24 protein-coding genes, 1 tRNA gene and 1 riboswitch are annotated in these 24,652 nt (G+C 63.6%); of the genes, 13 read left to right on the top strand and 12 right to left on the bottom strand.

All coding sequences use genetic code 11. The annotated features are described in order from the left end of the window. The first annotated feature begins 114 nt into the window (after positions 1-114). Positions 115-1,368 (top strand): MFS transporter, encoded by a 1,254-nt coding sequence (locus tag RUH64_RS02235; RefSeq protein ID WP_313810969.1) that lies wholly within the window; start codon positions 115-117, stop codon positions 1,366-1,368. On the opposite strand, the gene RUH64_RS02230 is transcribed toward RUH64_RS02235, so the two are convergent. From RUH64_RS02230 to RUH64_RS02195, 8 genes are all read right to left on the bottom strand, one after another. Further along, on the bottom strand, positions 1,365-2,387 hold the full coding sequence (locus tag RUH64_RS02230) for a hypothetical protein (protein ID WP_313810968.1): 1,023 nt from the start codon (positions 2,385-2,387) through the stop codon (positions 1,365-1,367). The two genes, RUH64_RS02235 and RUH64_RS02230, sit on opposite strands and share 4 nt — an antisense overlap. A gap of 61 nt (positions 2,388-2,448) precedes the next feature. Further along, positions 2,449-4,101 (bottom strand): helicase HerA-like domain-containing protein, encoded by a 1,653-nt coding sequence (locus RUH64_RS02225; RefSeq protein ID WP_313810967.1) that lies wholly within the window; start codon positions 4,099-4,101, stop codon positions 2,449-2,451. Positions 4,102-4,142: 41 nt separating this feature from the next. After that, positions 4,143-4,904 (bottom strand): amino acid ABC transporter ATP-binding protein, encoded by a 762-nt coding sequence (locus tag RUH64_RS02220; protein ID WP_313810966.1) that lies wholly within the window; start codon positions 4,902-4,904, stop codon positions 4,143-4,145. Beyond that, the gene (locus RUH64_RS02215) at positions 4,891-5,556 is read right to left on the bottom strand and encodes an ABC transporter permease subunit (protein WP_313810964.1); all 666 of its coding nucleotides are present in this window, start codon (positions 5,554-5,556) and stop codon (positions 4,891-4,893) included. Before RUH64_RS02215 ends, RUH64_RS02220 begins: the two co-directional genes overlap by 14 nt. A gap of 79 nt (positions 5,557-5,635) precedes the next feature. After that, on the bottom strand, positions 5,636-6,442 hold the full coding sequence (locus RUH64_RS02210) for an amino acid ABC transporter substrate-binding protein (protein WP_313810963.1): 807 nt from the start codon (positions 6,440-6,442) through the stop codon (positions 5,636-5,638). A gap of 154 nt (positions 6,443-6,596) precedes the next feature. Then, entirely contained in the window at positions 6,597-7,526 is a 930-nt protein-coding gene (locus RUH64_RS02205) for an AEC family transporter (protein WP_313810961.1), read from the bottom strand. 64 nt (positions 7,527-7,590) lie between these two features. Next, positions 7,591-7,661: transfer RNA gene (locus RUH64_RS02200), tRNA-Gly, on the bottom strand. Between the two features lie 80 nt (positions 7,662-7,741). Beyond that, positions 7,742-8,233 (bottom strand): SseB family protein, encoded by a 492-nt coding sequence (locus tag RUH64_RS02195; RefSeq protein WP_313810960.1) that lies wholly within the window; start codon positions 8,231-8,233, stop codon positions 7,742-7,744. A 112-nt stretch (positions 8,234-8,345) separates the two neighbouring features. On the opposite strand from RUH64_RS02195, the gene RUH64_RS02190 reads away from it, so the two are divergent. After that, positions 8,346-10,052, top strand: a complete 1,707-nt coding sequence (locus RUH64_RS02190) for a fumarate hydratase (RefSeq protein ID WP_313810959.1) — start codon at positions 8,346-8,348, stop codon at positions 10,050-10,052. 207 nt (positions 10,053-10,259) lie between these two features. Further along, positions 10,260-10,598 carry a hypothetical protein gene (locus tag RUH64_RS02185; RefSeq protein ID WP_313810958.1) on the top strand — a complete coding sequence of 113 codons (339 nt, stop codon included), beginning with the start codon at positions 10,260-10,262 and terminating at the stop codon, positions 10,596-10,598. Here the strand turns inward: RUH64_RS02185 and RUH64_RS02180 are convergent, their stop codons facing one another. Further along, positions 10,599-11,462 carry a M15 family metallopeptidase gene (locus RUH64_RS02180; protein WP_313810956.1) on the bottom strand — a complete coding sequence of 288 codons (864 nt, stop codon included), beginning with the start codon at positions 11,460-11,462 and terminating at the stop codon, positions 10,599-10,601. Positions 11,463-11,640: 178 nt separating this feature from the next. Between RUH64_RS02180 and dcd the strand changes: the two genes are divergently transcribed. Beyond that, on the top strand, positions 11,641-12,222 hold the full coding sequence (gene dcd, locus RUH64_RS02175) for a dCTP deaminase (protein WP_313810955.1): 582 nt from the start codon (positions 11,641-11,643) through the stop codon (positions 12,220-12,222). A gap of 71 nt (positions 12,223-12,293) precedes the next feature. Here dcd and RUH64_RS02170 read toward each other — a convergent pair whose 3' ends face one another. Together RUH64_RS02170 and RUH64_RS02165 are read right to left on the bottom strand one after the other, a co-directional pair. Further along, complete coding sequence (locus RUH64_RS02170; protein ID WP_313810954.1) at positions 12,294-12,662, bottom strand: DUF4282 domain-containing protein; 369 nt, start codon at positions 12,660-12,662, stop codon at positions 12,294-12,296. 95 nt (positions 12,663-12,757) lie between these two features. Beyond that, positions 12,758-14,080 carry an MFS transporter gene (locus tag RUH64_RS02165; protein ID WP_313811411.1) on the bottom strand — a complete coding sequence of 441 codons (1,323 nt, stop codon included), beginning with the start codon at positions 14,078-14,080 and terminating at the stop codon, positions 12,758-12,760. A gap of 206 nt (positions 14,081-14,286) precedes the next feature. Here RUH64_RS02165 and RUH64_RS02160 point away from each other — a divergent pair, with 206 nt between their 5' ends. Genes RUH64_RS02160 through RUH64_RS02130 form a run of 7 tightly spaced genes read left to right on the top strand, consistent with a single transcriptional unit; the run spans position 14,287 to position 21,123 of the window. Further along, the gene (locus tag RUH64_RS02160) at positions 14,287-17,262 is read left to right on the top strand and encodes a Na+/H+ antiporter subunit A (RefSeq protein ID WP_313810951.1); all 2,976 of its coding nucleotides are present in this window, start codon (positions 14,287-14,289) and stop codon (positions 17,260-17,262) included. Then, a complete protein-coding gene (locus RUH64_RS02155; RefSeq protein ID WP_313810947.1) occupies positions 17,259-17,708 on the top strand; it encodes a Na(+)/H(+) antiporter subunit C in 450 nt (149 codons plus the stop codon). The genes RUH64_RS02160 and RUH64_RS02155 overlap by 4 nt, the downstream gene beginning before the upstream one ends. Further along, positions 17,705-19,306 carry a Na+/H+ antiporter subunit D gene (locus tag RUH64_RS02150; RefSeq protein WP_313810946.1) on the top strand — a complete coding sequence of 534 codons (1,602 nt, stop codon included), beginning with the start codon at positions 17,705-17,707 and terminating at the stop codon, positions 19,304-19,306. Before RUH64_RS02155 ends, RUH64_RS02150 begins: the two co-directional genes overlap by 4 nt. 13 nt (positions 19,307-19,319) lie before the next feature. Then, a complete protein-coding gene (locus RUH64_RS02145; RefSeq protein WP_313810945.1) occupies positions 19,320-19,952 on the top strand; it encodes a Na+/H+ antiporter subunit E in 633 nt (210 codons plus the stop codon). Next, positions 19,949-20,215: a monovalent cation/H+ antiporter complex subunit F gene (locus RUH64_RS02140; RefSeq protein WP_313810944.1), complete on the top strand. Its 267-nt coding sequence runs from the start codon at positions 19,949-19,951 to the stop codon at positions 20,213-20,215. Before RUH64_RS02145 ends, RUH64_RS02140 begins: the two co-directional genes overlap by 4 nt. Next, positions 20,215-20,625, top strand: a complete 411-nt coding sequence (mnhG, locus tag RUH64_RS02135; RefSeq protein WP_313810942.1) for a monovalent cation/H(+) antiporter subunit G — start codon at positions 20,215-20,217, stop codon at positions 20,623-20,625. Before RUH64_RS02140 ends, mnhG begins: the two co-directional genes overlap by 1 nt. 3 nt (positions 20,626-20,628) lie before the next feature. Then, positions 20,629-21,123 (top strand): GNAT family N-acetyltransferase, encoded by a 495-nt coding sequence (locus RUH64_RS02130; RefSeq protein WP_313810941.1) that lies wholly within the window; start codon positions 20,629-20,631, stop codon positions 21,121-21,123. A gap of 75 nt (positions 21,124-21,198) precedes the next feature. On the opposite strand, the gene RUH64_RS02125 is transcribed toward RUH64_RS02130, so the two are convergent. Then, positions 21,199-21,450: a DUF4235 domain-containing protein gene (locus tag RUH64_RS02125; RefSeq protein ID WP_313810940.1), complete on the bottom strand. Its 252-nt coding sequence runs from the start codon at positions 21,448-21,450 to the stop codon at positions 21,199-21,201. A 75-nt stretch (positions 21,451-21,525) separates the two neighbouring features. Then, a riboswitch (TPP riboswitch) is annotated at positions 21,526-21,643 on the top strand. Between the two features lie 64 nt (positions 21,644-21,707). On the opposite strand from RUH64_RS02125, the gene RUH64_RS02120 reads away from it, so the two are divergent. Both RUH64_RS02120 and RUH64_RS02115 read left to right on the top strand, forming a co-directional pair. Continuing rightward, positions 21,708-22,328 (top strand): ECF transporter S component, encoded by a 621-nt coding sequence (locus RUH64_RS02120; RefSeq protein WP_313810939.1) that lies wholly within the window; start codon positions 21,708-21,710, stop codon positions 22,326-22,328. After that, positions 22,325-24,652, top strand: coding sequence for an ATP-binding cassette domain-containing protein (locus tag RUH64_RS02115; protein WP_313810937.1), 2,328 nt, complete (start codon positions 22,325-22,327; stop codon positions 24,650-24,652). The genes RUH64_RS02120 and RUH64_RS02115 overlap by 4 nt, the downstream gene beginning before the upstream one ends.

Genomic DNA, 24,652 nt, shown 5'->3' with positions numbered 1-24,652 from the left:
CCTCTGCCCAAAAACAACATTGTGTCCTGAAATATGAGGAAACCTCAGCAAAATCTAATTCATGTTGGTTAGACTGGTCTGCAGGAGGCGCCGGAGGGATCCGGCATTTTACTGATGGCATCGAAAATGTTCCGGGCACTGGAAATTCCCAACTACCGACTCTGGCTGGTGGGGGCGCTGGTCTCCAATATCGGAACCTGGATGCAGCGCGTGGCCCAGGACTGGCTGGTGCTTACCGTACTTACGGACAACGACGGCACCGCCACCGGTATCACCACCGGCCTGCAATTCCTCCCGATCTTGCTGCTGGGCCCCTATGCTGGGCTGATTGCCGACCGCTTCAACAAGCGCAAACTGCTGATATTCACCCAGGGCTTCATGGGGCTGTGCGCCATCGTGCTGGGCTTGTTGGTGGTCACCGACACCGCTGAACTCTGGCACGTCTATGTGCTCGCCGCCCTGCTGGGCATCGGCGCCGCCTTCGATGCCCCGGCGCGCCAGGCCTTCGTCTCGGAGGTGGTTCCGGGAACGCACCTGACCAATGCGGTGGCGTTGAACAGCGCCAACTTCAACCTTGCACGGCTTGCTGGCCCGGGCGTAGCGGGCGCGGTGATCGCCGCCTTCGGCACAGGCCCCGCATTCCTGATCAACGGGGCCTCGTTCATCGCGGTGATCTCATCGCTGCTCTTCATGCACAAGGACCAGCTGCAGCCTGCCAAACCGGTGGAACGCGAACGCGGGCAGGTGCGCGAGGGACTGCGCTATGTGAAGAACCGGCGGGATCTGCTGCTGATCTTCTTCCTCGCCTTTGTGATCGGCACCTTCGGACTGAACTTCCAGATGACCAACGCGATCATGGCCACCGAGGCCTTCGGCGTGGGACCCGGGGAATTTGGCATCCTAGGCAGCATCATGGCGGTGGGCACCTTCGGCGGGGCGCTGCTTGCGGCCAGGCGTTCACGCCCGCGCTGGCGCTATGTGATCGGCGGCGGCATCGCCTTTGGCATCTGCGCTTTGGCCAGCGCATGGATGCCCAATTACATTGCCTTCGGCTTCATGCTCATCCCCGTGGGACTGTGCTCGCTGACCTTCTTGAACAGCTGCAACACCATGGTGCAGACCTCCGTGCCGCCGCAGTTCAGGGCGCGCGTGCTGGCGCTGTACCTGATGGTGGTCATGGGCGGCACCCCGATCGGTTCGCCGTTCATCGGCTGGCTGGCCGAGGAGATCGGCGTGCGCTGGGCGGTGTCGGTGGGGGCGCTGCTGTCATTGGGCGCCAGTATCGCTGCGTTGATCGCCTGGCAGAAGTTCAGGCACGACGCGGTGCCTCTGCGGGAGCAGATGCGCGAAATGCTGCACCTGCGCTAGCGGGCCACCTGCTCGCCGCCGGTGACGGGAACCACCGAGACATCGGTGGTGCTGGTGGTCAACTGCGCGGTGAAGGAGAACTTGTCGGTGACCTTCTTCTTGTCCTTCGCCCCGGTGCGCAGGTCCTGCTCCACCAGGTTCACGCTGGCGGTGACATCCAAGGGGGAGAGCACCCAGTCACCGTTGTAGTAGCTGACGTCGATTCTCGGGTATTTGTCGATCGACCAGTTGATGGTCGATGAATCAACGCGCGCGGTGGTGTTATAGGCGAAGGGGCAGCCCGAAGGCATCAGCACCTGCTGCTTGGTGCAGTCATCCAGGTACTTCTTGACCTTGGTGTTGATCGACTTGATGAAGGCCTTGGTCGGCTGCGTCTTCAGTGCGATGCGCACCGGGTCTTCCGAAGGGCCGGTGACCACTACGCCGCGGGTGTCGGCCGCGAAGTTCTTGGTGCTGAAGCTTGCATCGATCACCGAGGGGTAGAACACCGGCAGAGTGCTCACGCCTGCCTTGAGCGGAATCTGCTGCTCGTTAACGGTGACCTCGTTGACGGTGTTGGCCTTGACGCGCACCGTCGGCAGGGTGGAGGGCACGAAGGCCCAGGTGTCAAAGAACAGCCAGGTTTTGCCGGTGTGGCGCAGCGTGTACTTGGACTCCTGATCTACGCCGTCGGCCTTGTAATGAGCGGTCACGATGCGCAGGTTCTCATCATTCGGGTCCACCTGCGAGTCATCGGCGGTGAAATCGCTGATGCCGTCCTGGGTGTGGGCCAGCGCCTCGGAATCCAGGGCTACCGCATCTCCCTTGGGCACGGTGGCGTTCATCAATCCCAGCGCCTGCGCGCCCTCGCCGGCGGCAAGATGCTTCTGCAGGTCGGTGACCATATGCTCGGGGGAGAACAGCACACGATTGGCCGCCAGGGCGCCGCCGATGAGCAGTGCAAGGAGCAGGACGGCGGCAATGGCCCAGCGCAGCGCAAGGCGCGATGCGGCGGTTGGCGTGTGGCGATCAGTGTTCATCACCCTCTAGGCTATCGGTTTTCACCGCCGAGATTGAAACCGGGGAGGTGAGAACCGTCTCTTAGCGGCGCCGGCGGCGTTTGGTACCGAACATGCCGCGCAGTATTTCCCGCCCGAGCATATTTGCCGCGTCCAGCGCAAAATCCATCAGATCGCTGCCCTGCGAGGCGGGCTGTTCGCGGCGCTGTCGGGGAGCGGGCGCCGGTTCAGGGGCGGGTGCTTCCACCGGACGGGACAGCGGGGGATCGCTGGGCGGCACGGTGGTTGGCCTGCCCAGGATCGACTCGGCGATGCGCCGCGCCTCCTCGTCGATCTCAGCGCTGGAGGAGCCGCCGCCGGGCGCAGGCTGGGCTGCCGGTGCGGGCGGCGTTGCGGCGGCTGCGGGAGCGGTGAGCAGTTCCCTGGCCGATTCACGGTCTGCCGCCTGGGAGTAGCGTGCGGCGAGTGGGGAAGCGGCGATGATCCCGGCGCACACCTGAGGGTCGGCCGGTCCGATCCGCGATCCAGGAGAGGTCAGCTTGGTCCAGGCCGCTGCGGTGGGCACGCCCTTCTCGCCGAGCACGGTAATTACCGCCTCGCCGACCCCGGCACCGGTCAGGGCCTGATTCAGGTCCAGCTCCCCGGCGGGGAAGGTGCCAATGACCTCCTTCAGCGCCGCGGCGTCCTTCGGGATGAACACGCGCACCGCATGCTGGATCCGGGTGCCCAGCTGGGCCAGTACCTCGTCCGGCAGGTCGGCGGGGGATTGGGAGATGAAAAACAACCCCACGCCCTTGGAACGGATCAGCCGCACCGTGGAGATGATCGCCTCGGTGAATGCCTTGGAGGCACCCTTGAACAGCAGGTGTGCCTCGTCCAGAAAGAACACCAGCTTTGGCTTGTCCAGGTCGCCGGCCTCGGGAAGCTCGTCGAACAAATCCGCCAGCAGCCACATCAGGAAGGTGGAGAACAGCAGCGGCTGGCGGTTCAAGCTGGGCAGCTCAAGGATTGATATGACCCCGGCCCCGTTGACGCGCAGCAGGTCGGCGGTGTCGAACTCGGGCACCCCGAAGAACGGGTCCATGCCCTGGGCCTGCAGGATCGTGACACCGCGCAGGATCACCGAGGCGCTGGCGGTGGAGACTCCGCCCAGGGACTTCAGGTCCTCCTTGCCGTCGTCGCTGAGCAGGAAATCGATGACGGCCTTCAGGTCCGACAGGTCATCCAGGGGCAGCTTCCGTGAATCTGCATAGTGGAAGACCAGCTGCAGCACCTGTTCCTGGGTGTCGTTGAGCTCAAGCACCCGCGAGAGCAGGAGCGGCCCGAAGGAGTCGACGGTGGCGCGCACCGGGATGCCGTCCTTACCCTCACCGAGGGTCAGGAATTCGACGGTGTTGCTGCGAGCGGTGAATTGATGCCCGATGGCCTTCAGCCGCTCGTCGAGCTTTTCGCTGGGCTGCGCCGGCTGGGCCAGGCCGGAGAGGTCGCCCTTGATATCGGCCAGGAACACCGGAACCCCGGCGGCGGCCAGCTGCTCGGCCATGACCTGCAGGGTGACCGTCTTGCCGGTGCCGGTGGCGCCTGCCACGAGCCCGTGGCGGTTGAGCATCGCCAGCGGCACGCGGATCTGCGCCTCGGGGCAAACCCGCCCGTCAACGATGCCTGCACCAAGCTCAAGGCAGGGCGTGGAAAAGGTGTACCCAGCAATGAGGCTGGTGAGCAGTGCTGATTCCATGGCAATAGCCTAAGCGCGGCACCCTGGCTTGCGATAGGGGTCTAGAAGGGATGCAGCAGGCGCTGCACGAACGCCTGAGTGCGCGGGCTACTCGGGGTGGTGAGCACCTGGGCCGCCGGCCCGGTTTCCACCACCACGCCGCCGTCCATGAACACCACGGTATCCGCCACGTCGCGGGCGAAGGCCAGCTCATGGGTCACCAGCACCATCGACCAGCCTTCCTGGGCCAGCTCCTTGATGACTACCAGCACCTCGCCGACCAGCTCGGGGTCCAGCGCGCTGGTGGGCTCGTCGAAGAGCAACAGGTCAGGCTTGAGCATTAGCGCGCGGACGATGCCCACGCGCTGCTGCTGGCCGCCGGAGAGCGAATTCGGGTAGGCATCGGCCTTGGCGGCCAGTCCCACGCGCTCCAGCAGCTTCTTCGCCTGCTCCATAACCTCGCCGCGCTTGCGCTTCTGCACCTCTAGCGGTCCGATCATCACATTCTGCAGCACGGTCAGGTGCGGGAAGAGGTGATGCCCTTGGAACACCATGGCCGACCGCCGGCGCAGCACCTGCGCCTGCTTCGGCGTGGTGGCCTCGGAGAAGGCCACCACCGGACCGCCGTCAAAGGCCACCGTTCCCGCCTGCGGAATTTCCAGTCCATTCAGGCAGCGCAGCGCGGTGGTCTTTCCGGATCCGGACGGGCCGATCAGCGCCACGACCTCGCCGGCGTGGACGGTGAAGTCGATGCCCTTGAGCACCTCGTTTTCACCGAAGGATTTGTGCAGGGCCGAAACCTGAAGCAGGTTACTTGGCGACATATTTTTCAAGCCTTCCTTCAAGGGCGTTCTGCAGTGCCGACAAAGCCAGGCAGATAACCCAGTACAACGCGGCGGCTTCGAGGTAGATCAGCATGAATTCGTAGGTGCTCGCGGTGATTTCCTGCGCCTTGCGGAACATTTCGGTGACGAGGATCAGCGAAGCCAGCGAGGTGTCCTTCACCAGCGAAATGAAGGAGTTGGACAGCGGCGGCACCGAAACGCGGGCCGCCTGCGGCAGGATGATGCGGAACAGTGTGCGTGCCCTGGACATGCCCACCGTATAGCCCGCCTCCCATTGGCCCGCCGGTACGGAGAGGATCGCGGCGCGGATGATCTCCGCCGCGTAGCCGCCGATGTTCAGGCTGAAGGCGATGATCGCGCTGGGCCACGGATTGATGGTGATGCCCACCGAGGGCATGCCGTAAAAGATCACGAACAGCTGCACCAGCAGGGGAGTGCCGCGGATGATCGAGATGTAGACGCGCGCAATGCCGGAGATCAGCTTGTTGCTGCTCATACGCATTAAGGCGATGAGCAGGGCGATCACCAAACCGATCGCGAAGCTCACCACTGCCAGCGGGATGCTCGCGGTGATGGCGCCCTTGGCCAGCGGCCAGAGCGAATCAATAAATAACTGCCAATTCGAATCCATAATTACCTTTGTGCACACAATGAAACTGGCACCACGCGTTGTACGTGTGGTGCCAGTTTACGCACTTGCAATCAATGCGCTACTTGGAAATATCTTCGCCGAAGTACTTCTCGGAGATCTTTGCCAGCTCGCCGTCAGCGCGCAGCTGCTCAAGCGCATCGTTGATGGCCTTCTGCAAATCGGTGGAGTCCTTGCGCAGCGCCACGCCGGATTCGGACTTTTCATCTGCCTCGGCGGCAATCTTGATGCTGTCATCCGGGTTGGTCTTCTGCGAATCCAGGAAGGTCAGCTTGTCGTTGATGGTCGCATCTACGCGTCCCTGCTTCAACAGGGTGATCGCCTGAGCCCAGCCTTCGACAGGTTCGACGTTTGCGCCGACCTTTTTGGCTTCCTCGTAGTAGTTGCTGGTCAGCGACTGTGCGGTGGTCTTGCCCTTCAGTGAGTCGAAGGAGGTGATGTCGGTGTTGTCGCTCTTGGTGACTACCACGCCGGTGGAGACCGAGTAGGGCTCGGAGAACAGGTACTTCTCCTCGCGGTCGGGGTTGATGCCCACCTCGTTGGCGATGACGTCGAAGCGCCCTGCCTCAAGGCCCGCGAAGATGGCGTCCCACTGGGTTTCCTGGAACTTGACCTCGACGCCCATCTTTTCGCCCACTGCCTTGATGACGTCGACGTCGTAGCCGGTCAGGTCTGCGCCCTCGTGGTAGGAGAAGGGACGGTAGGTGCCTTCGGTGCCGACCGTCAGTACACCGGAGTCCTTGACCTTCTGCAGTGAAGAGGTGGATTCGGAGGACTTTGATTCTGCGTCGCTGCCCGAGCCGCCGCAGGCGCTGAGCGTCAGTGCAAGGACGGCGGTGGTTGCCAACAGGGAAATGGTGCGCTTCACGGTGACCTCATTCGGTGATCAGTGGTGGATCTACAGGGTGCAACTCACTGCCGCGCCCAAGTATTCCAATAACTTTGTCACGATCTTAGACCCAGCTGAGAAGCTGATTACCGAAGATGTCACGGGAGGAAACAGTTGTGTCGTTGGACACCGACTAGATGCCGAGCAGGAAGGCGATGCCCATCATCAGCGGGATGGCGCAGACGGTTGTCAGCAGCACCGTGTCCTTGGCGATGACGACGCCCTGTTCATAGCGGGAGGCCGTGACAAAGATGTTCTGGGCCGTGGGAAGACCTGCCATGATGACGCAGGCGGCCAGCAGCTGCCCGGACAGGCCGAAGACGAAATAGCCGAACAGCCAGGCGATCAACGGCTGGAGGACGAGCTTCGCCGCGGTGCCCAGCAGCACGTCAGCCCGGCGGCCGGACGCCGAATCCAGCGGCTTGGAACCCACCAGGGAGATGCCGAAGGCAAGGAGCATCGCGGGGATCGAGGCACCGGCGATCAGGTTGATCGGCTCCATGGCGAGCTTGGGCACCTCAAACCCTGTCAGCGCCACCACCAAGCCAAGCAGTGAGCCGATGATCATCGGGTTCTTCAGCGTCGTGAGCACCAGGGCAAAGAAGGTGGTGCGGTGCTTGGCGGTGGTGGCATCGAGCAGCGCAAGGTTCACCGGCTGGTAGAGCGCCAGCTGGAACAGGATGATCGGCGCCGCATAGGCCATGTCGCCCAGCACGTAGAGGGCGATGGGCAGCCCGAGGTTCGCCGAGTTCACCGTCGAGGCGGCCATGGCGGCCATGATGCGCTCGGCAGGTTCGCGCTGCAGCCACCGGGCGGTGGACAGGTGGTAGATGCCGGCGGTGAGGAAAGCCGAAATTCCAGCCACCCAGAGCAGCGGGCCGAGCACCGAGACGGGATCGGATTCTGCCAGCGTGGTGAACAGCAGGGCCGGGCTGGCGACGAAGAAGGTGACGCGGTTGAGCACATAGCGGGCCTGGTCGCCCAGCACGCCGGTGCGTCCGACGAAATAGCCCACGGCGATGACCACCCAGATGATGGAGAAGCCTTCCAGTACACCGCCCATACTGCTCCTAGCCTCGGGAATGAAAAATGCCGGGGCACCAATCGGTGCTCCGGCAATTCGTGCGAGCGGGCGACGGGAATCGAACCCGCGTATCGAGCTTGGGAAGCTAGCGCTCTACCATTGAGCTACGCCCGCAGTTGGCCGGATTTTCATCTAGCCACGAATGAAACAGTAGACCAGCGTCTGGCAATACGCAAAATCACTGACTTCTGGTTTTAGTCTTCAGACCCTGGCTTCTGGTTCAGCAGCTGTTCCTTGAGGATCGCCACCCCGTCGGCGGGGATCTCAAAGCTGAGCTCGTCGCCCGGGTTGACCACAAAGCCGGTGCCCTCCAGCGCTCGCACGATCGAGGCGCCCTGCACCTTGACGCCGTAGCCAGCCTGGTCAATGTAGCTGGTAGGGATGCGTTCAAGTGAGGTGAACACCGCCACCATGGGAGCACCGGCAGGATTTGTCAGCAGCAGAGGCTGCGCATTCTTGTTCTCACCGGTGACCTCTTCACGGGAAAGGAAGAAGACCTCCGCGCTCATGAATGCGCCCATCAGTGATCCGGCCAGTTCAGGCTTGTTCATTGCAGCCTGAAGCATCATTTCAAAGTGGGTTTTGGGCTTCGCACGCTCGTGATCCATCGGTGTTTCGATGATCATGTCAGGAGAGTTGATCGGTTCCTGATCCTCGCGGGGGGCGTCGTTGTTCTCGGTGCTCATACACCCAAGCATGTCGTGATCTGTGTCAGCGCGCAAACGCCCGAATAAGCCAAATTCGGTTATACGGCCTAAACTGGCTTTGAGCAACCACAAAGAGAATCAAGGAACGAGCATGCCTGAATTCCGTTATGAGGACATTCTTCCCATTGGCGAAGACACCACCCCTTATCGCAAAATTTCCTCCGAAGGCGTCGAAGTTGTCGCCGGTCCGGACGGCAAGAACTTCCTCAAGGTAGCACCGGAAGCGCTCGAGCAGCTTGCTGAAACCGCCCTGCACGACATCTCGCACTACCTGCGCCCGGCCCACCTGCAGCAGCTGCGCAACATCCTCGACGACGAGGAAGCCAGCCCGAACGACAAGTTCGTCGCCCTAGACCTGCTGAAGAACGCCAACATCGCCGCCGGCGGCATCCTGCCGATGTGCCAGGACACCGGCACCGCGATCGTGATGGGCAAGCGCGGCCAGCGCGTGCTCACCGAAGTGCAGGACGAGATCTCGCTTTCGCGCGGCATCTACAACGCCTACACCACCCTGAACCTGCGCTACTCGCAGCTGGCACCGATCACCACCTGGGAAGAAAAGGCCACCGGCAACAACCTTCCGGCGCAGATCGACCTCTACGCCAACACCAAGGACGGGGCAGACACCAGCTACAAGTTCCTGTTCATGGCCAAGGGCGGCGGCAGCGCCAACAAGTCCTTCCTGTACCAGGAGACCAAGGCGATCCTCAATGAGAACGCCATGCTGAAGTTCCTGGACGAGAAGCTGCGCTCGTTGGGCACCGCTGCCTGCCCTCCGTACCACCTGTCCATCGTCATCGGCGGCACTAGCGCGGAGATGGCGCTGAAGACCGCCAAGTACGGTTCGGCCAAGTACCTGGATTCGCTGCCTACCGAGGGTGCGATGACCGGCCGCGGCTTCCGCGACACCGAACTTGAAGAGAAGGTCTTGGAGCTGACCCGCCACTTCGGCATCGGCGCCCAGTTCGGCGGCAAGTACTTCTGCCACGACGTGCGCGTGGTCCGCCTGCCGCGCCACGGCGCCTCGCTGCCGGTGGCCATCGCCGTCTCCTGCTCGGCCGACCGCCAGATGCTGGCGAAGATCACCGAAGAAGGCCTGTTCGTTGAGCAGCTGGAGACCGATCCAGCCCGCTTCATGCCGGACGAGAACCACCCTGCCGTTGCCGCCCACGACGATGAGACCGACGGCGTCACCGGCACCGGCGGCTCCTCGGTGGTGAAGATCGACCTGAACAAGCCGATGGATGAGATCCTGGCCGAGCTGACCAAGTTCCCGGTCAAGACCCGCCTGTCGCTGACCGGCCCGCTGGTGGTAGCCCGCGACATCGCCCACGCCAAGATCAAGGAACGCCTTGACGCCGGCGAGGAGATGCCGAAGTACCTCAAGGACCACCCGGTCTACTACGCGGGTCCCGCCAAGACCCCCGAGGGCATGCCTTCGGGTTCCTTCGGTCCGACCACTGCGGGCCGCATGGACTCCTACGTTGACCAGTTCCAGGCCGCCGGCGGCTCGATGGTCATGCTGGCCAAGGGCAACCGTTCGCAGCAGGTCACCGACGCCTGCGACGCCCACGGCGGCTTCTACCTCGGCTCGATCGGCGGTCCGGCCGCGCGTCTGGCTCAGGACTGCATCAAGAAGGTAGAGGTCATCGAGTACGAAGAGCTCGGCATGGAAGCCATCTGGAAGATCGAGGTTGAGGACTTCCCTGCCTTCATCGTCGTGGATGACAAGGGCAACGACTTCTTCGCATCGACCATGAAGCCGACCTTCACCGGCATCCCGGTCCGCGCCAAGTAGGCTCGAACACGACTCGCCGTCCCCGCACCGGGGGCGGCGAGTTTTCGTTTATCCGGTTTTCGCCTAGTTGACGCGCATTTTGCACAAAGTACGCCATCTATTTACCCGCACCAGAGTCAAGGATCGTTCCGGCGGGGGAGTAGACTCGGACGAAATCCGCAAGGCACACGGTGCCCGAACGGCGCCGAACTGCCAGGAGGCTGAACAATGACACGACTGTTCGTCGTCAATGCACTGCTGGGAATCCCTGGAATCATGTACTTCTGGCTGCTGTATTCCTACGTTGCCCAGGGCACCGTGCCATTGTCGATGGGCGGCTCAGACCTCGGGAATCGGATGGAATCCTATTTCTCATCGAACCAGGTGCTCGGCCCGCCGATCGCCGTGGGCGCGATCGTCTGGATCCTTGTCAACGTCTACCTGGTCAATCGGCGCAAACGCAACGGCGACTGCCAAAATGCCAGCGGCAAGACGGCCCACTGGGTGACGGCCTTTGCCTCAACCCTGCTGCCGGCGGTGCTCTTCGGCGCCGTGGCGTTCATGTAATTAAGGAATGAACCCGAAGCTCCAGTCGCGGTAGGGCGGCAAGAAGCGCAGCACGTCCAGGTCCTCCTGCTTCAGCACCCCCGAGCCCGGCGTGGCCGTTCCCTGGTCGCTCTCGGATTCAGGCTTCTTCTGCTCCACCGCTGGAACATTTTTGGGTTCCTGGGACTTCTTTGGTTCCTTGACCGCTTCATCCTTGAGCATCGAGTAGTACTCTTCGTAGGTTTCGGCGCCGCTGTCGGCCATGGCCTGGGCCTGTTCCTTGCCGATGTAGCGCACATGCCACGGCTCGTACTTGTAACCGGTGATCTTCTCCATGCCCTGCGGATAGCGGACGATCAGGCCGTAGTCCACGGCATGCTTGGCGATCCACTGGCCGGCCGGGGTTCGGCCGAAGGCTTCCTTCAGCTCGGCCTGGCTGTTGGTGTAGCCCAGGTCGGCGGCAAGCCCCAGCTGATGTTCGCTGGTACCCGGGCGGGCGGAGATGCGCTCGGCATAGGCGGTGCCGTACTTCGCCTGGTACTGGTTGAACAACGAGTACTGACGCTGGTAAGAGCGGAAGGCGCTGAGCACCTTGATGCTGTGTCCAGCCTTGCGGGCATCCGCCACGAGGTCCTCCACCGCATCCGCGGCTTCGGGACGCAGCTGGTAGGAGGTGCCGGCCACCGACACCAACTCCTTGGGCGTGTAGTCCTCGGGGGAGAGCTTGGTGCTCGGGTTGATCAGTGCGAGCAGGCTCGATGCGTCGTCAAGGTCACCGGCCTCGACCTGGGGCAGGTCCTCGGGTGCGGCGAAGCTGGCTGCGGCGGTTGAAAAAACCAGCAGGCCCGAAACGATACAGCTGGTGATGGCAGATGCCAGACGCATAAATATAATTCCTTGGTGGTGCGGTGAACGCAGAATTGATCCGCACCTAGGATATCTGGATTCGCTGGGGAAAAGTTGGGAATCTGCGTCACATGAAGACGGTTCGCCGCCGGCATTCAGGCGACGTACTGGCGTACTGGTTAACGGATTAGGCGGCATTCACGCTAAATTGAAAGGCGTGTTGTATTCAGATGGTGACATACGTCGTGAAATAGCCTCCGGTGAGATCGGGCTGAGCCCCTTTGAACCGGAGATGGTCCAGCCCGCCTCCGTGGACGTGAGAATCGACCGCTTCTTCCGGTTGTTCGACAACCACAAGTACGCACATATCGATCCTTCCCTGGAGCAGGACGAGCTGACCCGTTTGGTCGAGGTGGATCCGGACGAGCCGTTTATCCTGCACCCTGGGGAATTCGTCCTGGGCTCCACCTATGAGGTGGTGACCCTCGGAAACTCGGTGGCCGCACGCCTTGAGGGCAAGAGCTCGCTGGGCCGCCTGGGCCTGTTGACCCACTCCACCGCTGGCTTCATCGACCCCGGCTTCTCCGGCCATGTCACCCTGGAGCTGTCGAATATGGCAACGCTGCCGATCAAGCTCTGGCCGGGCTCGAAGATCGGCCAGTTGTGCTTTTTCAAGCTCACCAGCGAAACCGAGCACCCCTACGGTTCCGGCCCCTACGGCAACCGCTATCAGGGCCAGCGCGGTCCGACCGCCTCGCGCAGCCACCTGAACTTCCACCGCACGATCATCGACAGCTAAATTTTGCGTCATACACAAAGGACCACCCGGCAAATAATTTTGCCGGGTGGTCCTTTGTGATGACGGGAAGACTAGCCCACGAACGGGTTCTGAGGACCGGAAGGGCGTGGGTCGTTAGGAGAAATTGGGTCCGGGAAGGTTGACTCGGTGCCCGGTGCATTGCCGCCGGAGAGGCGAACCAGCTCGGCGGTGTTCTGCGCGGTGCGGATCTGTGCAATCAGCGACTCGAGGCCTGCGCGGATCAGCGCCAGGTAGATCAGCACGAACAGCGGACCGAGGATCAGCAGGGTCAGGATGCCGAACAGCGCGCTGTCGTTGAAGGCAATGACAACGAATGAAATGTAGCCGATGATCAGTAGGACCATCATCAGGATGTAGATGATCTTGATGATGGACGGGGTGACGAATTTGGTGAAGCTAAAATCAAAAAGTGCCTTCATGGCCCTTCGCTTTCTCTTGGGTGCGGGATGATATCGACGACATTACCCTAACTGCTGGGGAAACGATTTGTCGATGGCTACACAAGTTGGCGGGTTCAAGCCATATTGACCTGCTGCGGGGTGCGGATCGGCAAGAGCAGGAACAGGCCCAACAGAAGCACGAGCAAGATGCCCAGGATTCCATAGCGCTGGGCCTGACCGCTGGCAACCAGGGGAGTGGCAATCGCAATGGACAGTGAAAACAGCGCAGGGGCCAAGAATGATACTGCACGTCCGGTGGTCGCATAGAGGCCGAAGAGCTCACCTTCGCGGCCTTCGGGAATCAGGCGGGCGAGGTAGGAGCGCGCCGCAGCCTGGGCGGGTCCGACGAACAGGCACAGCATCAGCCCGAAGATCCAGAAGCCCGAGGCCGCCGGAGAGAAGAACACCCCTGTCCCGGCGATCAGCAGGCCGATCAGCGAACCGACGATGACCGCCTTCGGTCCCACCCAGTCGTCAAAGCGGCCGCCGATCACCGCGCCGATGGCTGCGACGACATTGCCCACGATCGCAAAGATGATCACCTCGCTGAGCGCAAAGCCGAAGGTGCCGGCGGCGATCACCCCGCCGAAGGTAAAGATGGCGGCGAGCCCGTCGCGGAATACCGCAGAGGAGAGCAGGAAGAAGATCAGGTTGCGGTCCTCGCTCCACAGGGCGCGGATCCGCCGGAAGAGCACCGCATAGGAGCTTTTCAGCGGGATCTTCTCCGCGCTGATCGCGGTGGATTCGGGGATGATGAAGAACAGCGGCAGGGCGAAGAACAGGCACCACAACGCCGAGAAGATCGCCACGAGGCGGATGTTCAAACCGTTTTCGCTCGATGCTCCCGGCCAGTCGACGATCGGCTGCACGAAACCGAAGAGCACCAGCGCCAGGGCCAGGATGCCGCCGACATACCCCATGCCCCAGCCGAAGCCTGAAACCTTGCCGACGGTGGCGGGGGTGGAGATTTGGTTGAGCACCGCGTTGTAGTTCACCCCCGCAAATTCGCTGGCCACGCTCATGGCGGCGATCAGCAGGGCGCCGAACCACAGGTAGCGGGGGTCGGGGAAGACGAAGTAGCAGGCCCCACAGATGAGCACCAGCAGCAGCGTATTGACGATGATCCACAGCTTGCGCCGTCCGGCGGCGTCCGATCGCAGTCCGGTGACGGGCACCAACACGGCAATGCAGACGCCGGCTATGGCCAGCGCCTGGGAGAGCACCAGCGATGCGTGGTCCTTGTCGCCGAACAGCTCGCTGGTCAGGTAGACGGTGAACACGAAGGTGATCATGACCGCGTTGATCGCCGCCTGGCCCCAGTCCCAACTGGCCCAGGCCCACGTGTATTTATTGAGCCATTTCTCACGCGGGGGCTCGGTGATCGGAAGCTGATTCATTGCCATGCTCGCATAGTACCCGTTTGCGGTAATCAAGAGATGAATTGGACCAAGGCAGCTGCGCTGCGAGGCCGAGTGCGGTGGGCAATTATGACACGACTTGAGCTCTGACATGACCCGATTGGGCCCATGACTGATAAAATTACAGGTGCCGGCTATTTTTGGTCGTCGGACTCTGCCCCATTTTCAGTCGACAGAGGAGACGCGTGCTAATCATTCTCACTGCACTCTTTGCCACGGCCCTGCTGTGCCCATTCTTATTCCGGGCCTTCAAACGCAACGCCTTCTACCTGGTCGCCGTGGTGCCGGCAGCGGGATTCATCTGGCTGCTCTTCCAGCTGCCCACGGTGCTTGCCTCCGACCCGACGCTCGCCTCCGGCGCACCAAACGCTCCGCCCTCGCTGCAGATCGACTGGATCAGCGGGCTGAACATCGGGCTGAACTTCCGCATGGACATCCTCTCGGCGTCCATCCTGCTGCTGATCCTCGGCGTTGGCGCCCTGGTGCTGTTCTACTGCGCCCGGTACTTCAAGAACGACGACCCGCAGATCGGCAGCTTCGCCGCCAAGATGGTCGCCTTCGCCGGCGCCATGACCGGCCTGGTGACCGCGGACGACGTGATCATCATGTTCATCTTCTGGGAAATCACCAGCGTGCTTTCCTACCTGCTCATCGGCTTCAGCCAGGCGCTGATCACCGCGCGCCGCTCCGCGATGAACGCGCTGATCGTCACCACCCTGGGCGGCCTGGTGATGTTGGCGGGCATCCTGATGCTCGGCTCGGCCTCGGGCAGCTACCAACTTTCTGAAATCCTCGCAGCCTCCGAGAAGCTGCTTGCCCTGGGCACCTACACCGACATTGCGATCGCACTGATCATCGTCGGCGCCCTGTCCAAGTCGGCGCTGGTTCCCTTCCACTTCTGGCTGCCCGGCGCGATGGCCGCCCCGACCCCCGTCTCCGCCTACCTGCACGCGGCGGCCATGGTCAAGGCAGGCGTCTACCTGATCGCCCGCCTGGCCCCAGGCTTTGCCGAGACGGCATTCTGGGTGCCGATGACGGTGGGCATCGGCGTGATCACCATGCTGATCGGCGGCTACCGGGCGCTGAAGCAGTACGACCTGAAGCTGATCCTTGCCTTCGGCACGGTCTCCCAGCTGGGCTTCATCATCGCGATCTTCGGCTTCGGCACCCCGGAGGCGGCCTTCGCGGCCCTGGCCATGACCCTGGCCCACGGCCTGTTCAAGGCAACGCTGTTCCTGTCGGTGGGCATCATCGACCACAACACCGGTACGCGCGATATCCGCAAACTCTCAGGGCTGCGCCGCGCCATGCCGATCCTCACCGCCACCTCCGGCATTGCGGCGGCGTCCATGGCCGGCCTGCCGCTGACCCTTGGCTTCGTGGCCAAGGAGGCGGTCTACGAATCTTTGCTGCACCTTGAATCCTGGTGGGGGCCGATGGCGCTGGTGGGCATCGTGGCGGGAGCCGCGCTGACCATGGCCTATTCGCTGCGCTTCTTCTTCGGGGCCTTCGGCGTGAAGAAGTACAAGGTGCCGCCGCTGACCTGCAAGCCGCCGACGCTGATCTTCCTGGCCCCGCTGCTGGTGCTCAGCGCGCTGACGCTGGTGCTGGGAATCTACCCGCACCCGGTAGAGGTGCTGGTCAAGAACTGGTCGCAGGCCCAGGGTGGACCGGGATCCATGCACCTGGCGGCATTTGCCGGCTTCAACGCGGCGCTGGGGCTGAGCGCGATTTCGGTAACCTTGGGCGTGGGCTTCTACCTGATCCGCCGTGCCACCGACACCGGCGCCCCGCTGCGCCGCATGGTGATCTCCGCCGAGGAGCTCTACCGCATGAGCGTGAACGCGCTGGACATCGCCGCCATTTGGATCACCGGCCGCACCCAGCGTGGTTCGCTGTCCTTCTACCTCGGCGTGATCCTCTGCGTGGTGCTGGTGGTGCCGCTGGGCATTGCGCTCACGGTGCAGACCCCCTGGCCCACCAACTGGGTTATCGCTGACCATCCGGCCCAGCTGGTGATCGGCGCGATCATCATCGCCGGGGCAGTCATCGCGATCACCGCACCCAAGCGCTTCATGGCGGTGCTCATGGTTGCCGTCACCGGCTACGGCATGGTGGCGATCTTCGCCCTGCAGGGCGCGCCGGACCTGGCGCTGACCCAGCTGCTGGTGGAAACCATCGTGCTGGTCTCCTTCGTGCTGGCGCTGCGCGCACTGCCGCAGCGGCTGTGGGTGGGCCTGACCAAGATCCACTGGGGCAGGGCGGCGCTGGCTCTCGCCCTGGCCGTGATGGTCGTATACATCGCCATCGCCATGATGGCCGCGCGCACCGAGCCGAGCATCTCGCTGCAGTGGCCGGACCTGGCCTACTACGAGGGCTACGGCAAGAATGTGGTCAACGTGGCGCTGGTGGACCTGCGCGTCTGGGATACCTTCGGCGAAATCACCGTGCTCGCCGCGGCGGCCACGGGTGTGGCATCGCTGATCTTCGCCGGCCGCGGCTTCGGCACCAGGGTGCGCGCCACGGACGTCGCCCCGGGCAGCATCGACTCCGGTTCGGAGGCCATGGGCAGCAAGGAAGAGAAGGAAGTGGAGTTGCGCATGGCGCGCCGCTTTGCCTCCAGCTCCAACCAGGACTGGCTCATGGCGGGCAACACGCTGGTGGCCGAACGCCGCTCGATCATCTTCGAGGTGGTCACGAGGCTGATGTTCCACTCGGTGCTGATCCTTTCGGTGTACACGTTGCTGGCCGGGCACAACAGCCCCGGCGGCGGTTTTGCCGGCGGCCTGATCGCGGGCCTGGCGCTGACCATCCGCTACCTTGCCGGCGGGCGCGTGGAACTGTCCGAATCAATGCGCATCGCCCCGGGCCTGCTGATCGGCGGCGGCATCGCACTGGCGGGACTGGCGGGCATCGTGCCGCTGTTTGCCGGGGATGAAATCTTCACCATGTACGCCTGGGAATTCTGGCTCCCGATCTTCGGCGAACACAAGTTCGTCACCTCCACGATCTTCGACATCGGCGTGTACCTGGTGGTGCTCGGCCTGGTGCAGGACGTGCTGCGCTCGCTGGGCAGCGAGATCGACCTGCTCTCCGAGGGCCGCAGCCCGATCGAACAACATGACCCCATCCACGCCTCAAGAACAGGAGTTGGACGATGAGCGTCAACATCACCTTCCTGGTCATCACCGGGGCGCTGCTTGCCACCGGGTTCTACCTGGTGCTTGAACGCACGCTGACCCGGGTGCTGCTGGGCATCATGCTGATCGGCAACGGCATCAACCTGCTGATCCTCACCACCGGCGGACGGCGCGGCATCGCCCCGCTGTTCCAAAGCGACGTGCCGGCCGAGGAGTATTCCGACCCGCTGCCCCAGGCGCTGGTGCTCACCGCCATCGTCATCACCTTTGCGGTGACCGCCTTCCTGCTCGCAATGATCTACCGCTCCTGGACGCTGACCAGCGCCGATGTGCTCAAGGACGACACCGAAGACATCAAGGTGTCCCAGTCCACCGCCTACGACGAGGAAGAAGACTCGCCGGTGGCGGAAGACACCACTGAATTCGTCGACGAAGAAGGCCGCCCAGTGCGCGAGGGGGAAGAGTGAATTTTCTAGACCTTGCACCGCTGGCTGTCGTCCTGCCGATCATCGGCGCCGGCGCCGCCTTCCTAGCCCGCCGCAACATCAGGCTGCAACGCCTGATCACCATCGGCATCCTGTGCCTGACCCTGCTGCTGGAGGCGGGCATGCTCGCTGCGGTATGGGGCGGGGAATCCTATGCGATCCACATCGGCGGCTGGAGTTCGCCCTGGGGCATCTCCCTGATGGTCGACGGGTTCAGCTCCTTCATGCTGCTGATCTCCACCCTGGTCTCCCTGGCGGTGCTCTTCTACGCCACCAGCCAGGGCCTGGCCGACGGAGACGAACCCGGGCCGGTCTCGGTGTTCCACCCCGCCTACCTGATCCTGCTGGCCGGTGTGTCCAACGCCTTCCTGGCCGCCGACCTGTTCAACCTCTACGTGGGCTTTGAAATCCTGCTCACCGCCAGCTATGTGCTGCTGACCCTGGGAGCCACCGCGGAGCGCATCCGCGCCGGCACCACCTATGTGGTGGTCTCGGTGGTCTCCTCGGTGATCTTCCTGATGGGCATCGCCATGACCTATGCCGCCACCGGCACGGTGAACATGGCCGACCTGGCGGTGAAGCTGCCGGAACTGGACCAGGGGCCGCAGCTGATCCTGCACGTGCTGCTGCTGATCGGCTTCGGCATCAAGGCGGCGGTCTTTCCGCTCTCGCTGTGGCTTCCCGACTCCTACCCGACGGCCCCGGCCCCGGTCACCGCGGTGTTCGCCGGCCTGCTGACCAAGGTGGGCGTGTACGCGATCGTGCGCACCGAAACCCTGCTCTTCCCCGGGGGCTTGGTCAATGCCGGCCTACTGGTGGTCGCCGCGCTGACCATGGTCGTCGGTATCCTCGGTGCGCTGGCGCAGACGGACTTCAAACGTATGCTCTCCTTCACGTTGACCAGCCACATCGGCTACCTGATCTTCGGCGTGGCGGTGGGCGGGCCGTTGGCCATCGCCGCAACCATCTACTATGTGGGCCACCACATCATCGTGCAGACCTCGCTGTTCATGGTGGCAGGCCTGATTGAACGCAGGGCCGGAAGTGCGAACGTGACAAGGCTCGGCTCTTTGGCCAAGCTCTCTCCGGCGCTGGCGCTGCTGTTCTTCATTCCAGCGATCAACCTGGGCGGCATCCCGCCGTTCTCCGGGTTCCTGGGCAAGTTCGGCTTGCTGCACGCCGCGGCCCAGGACGCCGATCCGCTGACCTGGTTCGTGATCGCCGCCGGCCTGCTGACCAGCCTGCTGACGCTGTTGGCGATCATCCGCGTGTGGGCCCGCATGTTCTGGCGCCGCGCGGCGGATGCCGAGATTCCCAACCCGATGCTGGTGGATCAGTGGACCCAGGTCACCGAGCAGACCATCGCCGGCGGCTCCAAGGCACCGCACCTGGGGCTCAAACTGGCCAAGGAGATGGAGGCCGCGTCGCTGCCGTGGGGCATGCGCTATGCCACCGGCTCGCTGGTGGCCGCGGGCATCGCACTGACGGTCTTCGCCGGTCCGATCTTCGATTTCTGCCAGCGGGTGGCCGCCGAACTAATCGCCCGTGAACCGTATATCACCGCGATCCTGAACTACTGAACGGGGGAGAACAATGCCTAATAAGGACCTGACGCCGCGCGATCAGCGTATTGACGACGCACTTGACACCTCCGGCGTCCGCCACCGCGCGACGCTCAAACAGGAATGGCCGCTGTTGCTGCTGCTGGTGTTCGTGTGGGCCGCCATGTGGCAGGACTTCTCGGCGGGGAACCTGCTCTTCGGTGCACTCATCGCCCTGTTCTTGGTGACGCTGTTTCCACTGCCTCCGGTGGTGCTCTCCGGACGCATCAACATCTGGTACTGCCTGCTGCTGTTCCTCTGGTTCCTGGGCCAGGTGGTGGCGGCGAGCATCCACGTCGCCTGGCTGGCGATCACCCGCGGCAAGAGCACCCACAGCGCAGTCATCGCCGTGCCGCTGCGCACCGACTCGGACCTGATCGTGATGACCGTCGGGCATGTGCTGACGCTGATCCCCGGCTCGTTCGTGCTGGACGTGGACCGCAGCTCCTCCACCCTGTACCTGCACTACATCGACATCGAGAACCAGCAGCAGGTGCAGAAGGCGCGGGAAAATATCAGGCAGATTGAACGCCGGCTGATCATGGCCATCGGCAGCCATGACGAGTACGAGGCGATCAAGAGCGAATGCGTACCACTGCGCAAGGGAAGGAAGGCGGCCAAATGATTGAAATCGTTGCCTGGATCTGCGGCATCATGCTCTGCCTGGGCGCCATCGCCTGCGTCATCCGCGTGATCAAGGGCCCATCGATCCTCGACAGGGTGCTGGGCCTGGATGTGCTGCTGCTGATCATCTCCGCTGGATTGTGCATCGACATGGCAGTGAACCAGCACACCGACTATCTGCTGTTCGTCGTCGCCGCCTGCACCATCGGATTCGTCGGCTCGGTCACCGTCTCACGCTATGTTTCGGATAAGAGGAACGCCTGATGGACCAGTTGCTCGATATCCTCGTCGCGGTGCTGCTGATCCTGGGCTGCGCCATGTCGCTGATCGCCGGCATCGGCCTGCTGACCTTCCCCGACCTGCTGACCCGCATGCATGCTGCCACCAAGCCGCAGGTGCTCGGCTTCCTGCTGATCTTCGCCGGGCTGGCCATCCACCTGCGCGCCTGGGCCATCGTCCCAACGCTGATCGTCGCCTGGGCCATGCAACTGCTCACCGCGCCGGTCTCCGCACACATGATCGGCCGTTCGGGCTACCGCACCAAGCACGCCAAGAAGGACACGCTCTTCTCCGACGAGCTGCGCCAGGTGCTCGATGAAGAGTCAACCTCGCCGGTCACCGGAGCGATTCCGGTGGTCGCCGAGCGGGACGCGCCCGGCAGGGAAGAACGCTGAAACGTGGCAGATGAAAAGATCATCGTCCGCACCCGAGGGCCGCTCGACGTTCCTGGCAGCGTCTCGGTGCTGGAAGCAGTCTTTGCCGTCGGCGACTATCCAAGCCGCTGGCCCGAGGACCCCGCAGCGTGGCTGAACCCTGAGGGGACCAAGGCGGCGTGGGTCGCGCTCGATGCCCGCAACGAGGAAATACTCGGTCATATTGCCCTCTGTCAGAGCCTCGAGGACCCGGGAACGGTGCTTGTCACAAGGCTGTTCGTCTCGCCGAGGGTGCGCGGGCGCGGGCTGGGCGCCGGATCGCAGCTGCTGCGCCGGCCGCTGCAATGGGCGCAGCAGGCGGGGATGGAACTGCAGCTGGATGTCGTGGAGAGTTCGACGCCGGCCGTCGGCCTCTATGAACGCCTCGGCTGGAAGTTTCTGCGCCGGGAGCCGGCCCGCTGGATCGATGCACAAGGCAGGCACCCGATGCTGCGCATCTATGCCGCGCCGCAGCCGTAGGCCAATCTCGAATTGCAGGCCGCATGGCAAAAGCCCACCATCGCCCGGAGCGAGGGTGGGCTTGAGTTTTTGCCGTTACTTGTTGAAGCGTTCCAACGCCTTGGTGGTGCCGCGATCTGCCAACACCTGAATGACCGCCGCAACCACAGCGGAGAATACAGCGAAGCCCAGGGCCTGGCGCAGGGTTGCGTGGGCGGCTTCCTCGCTGCCCTTGCGCGGGGCGGCGCTGCCGGTGAAGCCCTTCCAAACCTGGTCAACCAGCCTGCTGCCGACGAAGCCGGCACCGATCGAAATACCCGCTGCGATGAGTTTCTGCACTGCGTTCATGTGGACCTCACGTTCATGGTTAAGACTTATCGTTTAGAAGGCCAGCTTACCTGCGGTATGGTGGGTGGGCAGAAATTATTCCGACAGGGGAGCGTTGTGCCGTTCGCGGTGGAAGCGCTGAGAGTGCGATAGATCGCAGACCCTCGAACCTGCTCCGGCTAGTACCGGCGAAGGAAGTCGAGCATCTCGGATGCCACGAGGCGATTGTCAGCGCCTTTGAAGTGGGCATCCCCCCTCCTTGAAGAGGAGGACAAAACATGAATCAGCCATCGGTTAAGAAACAGAACAGCTGGCGCGTCGTAGACATCGTTATTGCATCCGTGGTGGCAGTTGCCTCGGGTGTTTTCTTCTGGGCCTGGTCCGCCGGCTACGGCCTGCTCTCGCTTGCCTTCGTGGCATTCCCACCGGCCACCGCGCTGCTCACCGGAGGCTGGCTGTTCCCGGCGGTGCTCGGCGCCCTGATCATCCGCAAGCCCGGCGCCGCACTGTTCTGCGAAATCCTCGCAGCGGTGGTTGAAGCACTGCTTGGCTCGCACTGGGGCATGAGCGTGCTGATCTCCGGCTTCGTCCAGGGCCTGGGCGCAGAATTGGTCTTCGCCATGTTCCGCTACCGCAAGTGGAACCTTCCCGTAGCGCTGCTGGCAGGCTTCGCATCGGGCCTGTTTGCAGGCATCAGCGAGGCCTATGTGGTGGCCAACCTGACCGAATACACCGAAGGCATGAAGGTCTTCCACGTGGCGGCCACCGCGCTGTCGGGTCTGCTGGTCGCCGGTCTCTTCTCCTGGTGGGCTGTGCGCGCACTGGCGCGGACCGGTGCGCTGGGCAAGCTTGCCAGCCGTCGGGCACACCTGGAGCCGGCGGTAGCGAGCGCCAAATGAGTTCGGCCCTCGAACCACGCACCGACGCCAAAACCCGCCAGGGTCTTGCCATCAGCGCCAGGAACTTTGGCTGGCAGCATGCAGAACGCGAAGCACCGGCGATCAACGGGCTGAATGTTAAGATCCCCGCCGGGCAGAAGGTCCTGGTCCTCGGCCCTTCGGGAGCCGGAAAGTCCACGCTGCTCTATGCGCTGGCAGGGGTGCTTGAAATCGACGAGGAGGCGGCGCCCAGCGGTGAGCTGCTGATCGGCGGCGTCAACGCCTTTGACCGGGCCTTCCCGGTGGGGCTGATGCAGCAGGACCCGGAAACCCAGATTGTGCAAAGCCGCGTGGGCGACGACGTGGCCTTCGGCGCCGAGAACCTCGGGATCGACCCGCAGCTGATCCGCGAGCGCATTCCCCGGGTGCTCGACGCCGTGGGCCTGGGCTCGCTGGATTATGAGCATCGCACCCAGGAGCTTTCCGGCGGGCAGAAGCAGCGCCTTGCGCTGGCGGGCATCATGGCCATGAGCCCCGGCCTGATGCTGCTCGACGAGCCCACGGCGAACATCGACCCGCAGAGCATCCCGCCGCTGCGCGATGCGGTGATCAGCGCTGCGCAGCACAGCGGCTCCACGCTGATCGTCGTAGAACACCGACTGGAGGCGTGGGCCAAGCACGTGGACCGGGTGCTGGTGCTGCAGCCGGGTGGAGGCATCGGACACGACCTGGACCCGCAGGCATTGTTCGACGATGAAGCGCTGCGGGCAGAGCTTGCCCAGGCCGGCGTGTGGGTGCCGGGCTATGTGCCGCACACCGGTGCACCGCGGCAGGTGCCCGGCGGGCTGAAGCTTGAGGCCAGCGAGCTGGTCTGCGCCCGCAGCGAGCACGCAGTGCGCACGGCGCCCGCCAGCTTCGAGGTGACCGGGGGAGAAGCCATGGTGATCCGCGGAGAAAACGGCGCCGGAAAATCCACGCTGGCGCTGACCCTCGGCGGCCTGCTTGAACCGGTAACGGGTCGGCTCTCAGCCAGCGAGGAGCTGTCCGACGGACTTGATTCCAGCCCGTTCAGCTGGAAGGCGGGCGCGCTGGTGGCGCGCATCGGTTCGGTGTTCCAGGAGCCCGAGCACCAGTTCGTCACCCAGTCGGTGCGCGAGGAGCTTGCCTTCGCCCCGCTGCGGGCCAAGCGCGGGGCCAGCGATGAGCTGAAGTACGACCAGCAGCAGGTTGACGCCCGGGTGGACGAGCTGCTGGTGCGCCTGCGGCTGAAGGACCTGGCCGAGGCGAACCCGTTTACCCTCTCGGGCGGGGAAAAGCGCCGGCTGTCGGTGGCCACCGTGCTGGCAGCCTCGCCGGATGTGGTGATCCTCGACGAGCCGACCTTCGGCCAGGACGCGAATACCTGGCGGGAACTGGCCCAGCTGCTCATCGAGGAGCTGGAACGCTCGACCGCGATCATCGCCGTCACCCACGACGAGGACTTCGCCCAGGCGCTGGGGGCAAAGCAGATCGAGTTGTCAGCAGCCGCCGGTGCCTCGGGGCAGCGGGTCAACACCGGCCCGATGCTCGATGCACCGGTCAATGACAGCTGGCTGGCAAAGATCAACCCGCTGGCAAAGCTCGGCGCCATCGCCGGGGCCACACTGCCGTTGATCAGCACCATGGACTGGGTCTCTGCCACCGTCATCATCGTGGCGACCCTCTGCGCCCTGCCGCTGGCAGGGTTGGGCATCGCGCAGTTCTTCAAGCGCGGCTGGCCGCTGGTAGCTGCGGGGTTGATGGCAGCCTGGGGCATTGCGCTGGTCGGCGAGGACTCCGGAGCGGTGCTGTTGAATATCGGGATCTTCCAGATCACCGAGGGTTCGGTGGCTGGAGGCGTGGCCACGGGCCTGCGCGCACTGGCCATGGCCATCCCGATGGTGCTGCTGCTGTCCACCACCAACCCGAGCGATCTGGGCGGTGCGCTGTCGCAGCAGCTGAAGGTGCCGCACCGCTTCGTGCTCGGTGCGCTGGCAGGAATGCGCCTGCTGGGGCTGATGATCGAAGAGTTCACCACCCTGACTCTTGCCCGCCGCGCCCGCGGCGTGGGCAACCTCGGCACCATGCGCCAGCGCATGAATGCCAAGGCGGGCCAACTGCTGGCGCTGCTGGTCCAGGGGATCCGACGTGCCGGACGCTTGGCGACCACCATGGAGGCCAAGGGCTTCGGCACCGGTCAGCGGACCTGGATCCGCACCGTCAGCTTCACGCTGCGCGACGGTGCGGTCCTGGCCGCCGGGATCCTGCTGGGCATCGCAGCCCTGGGCATTGCGATGTGGGCGGGAACCTACAACCTGGTCTGGTAG

It is taken from the genome of Glutamicibacter sp. (assembly GCF_032154645.1).
Classification (GTDB): Bacteria; Actinomycetota; Actinomycetes; order Actinomycetales; family Micrococcaceae; genus Glutamicibacter.
This window is presented reverse-complemented; position numbering and strand designations above follow the sequence as displayed.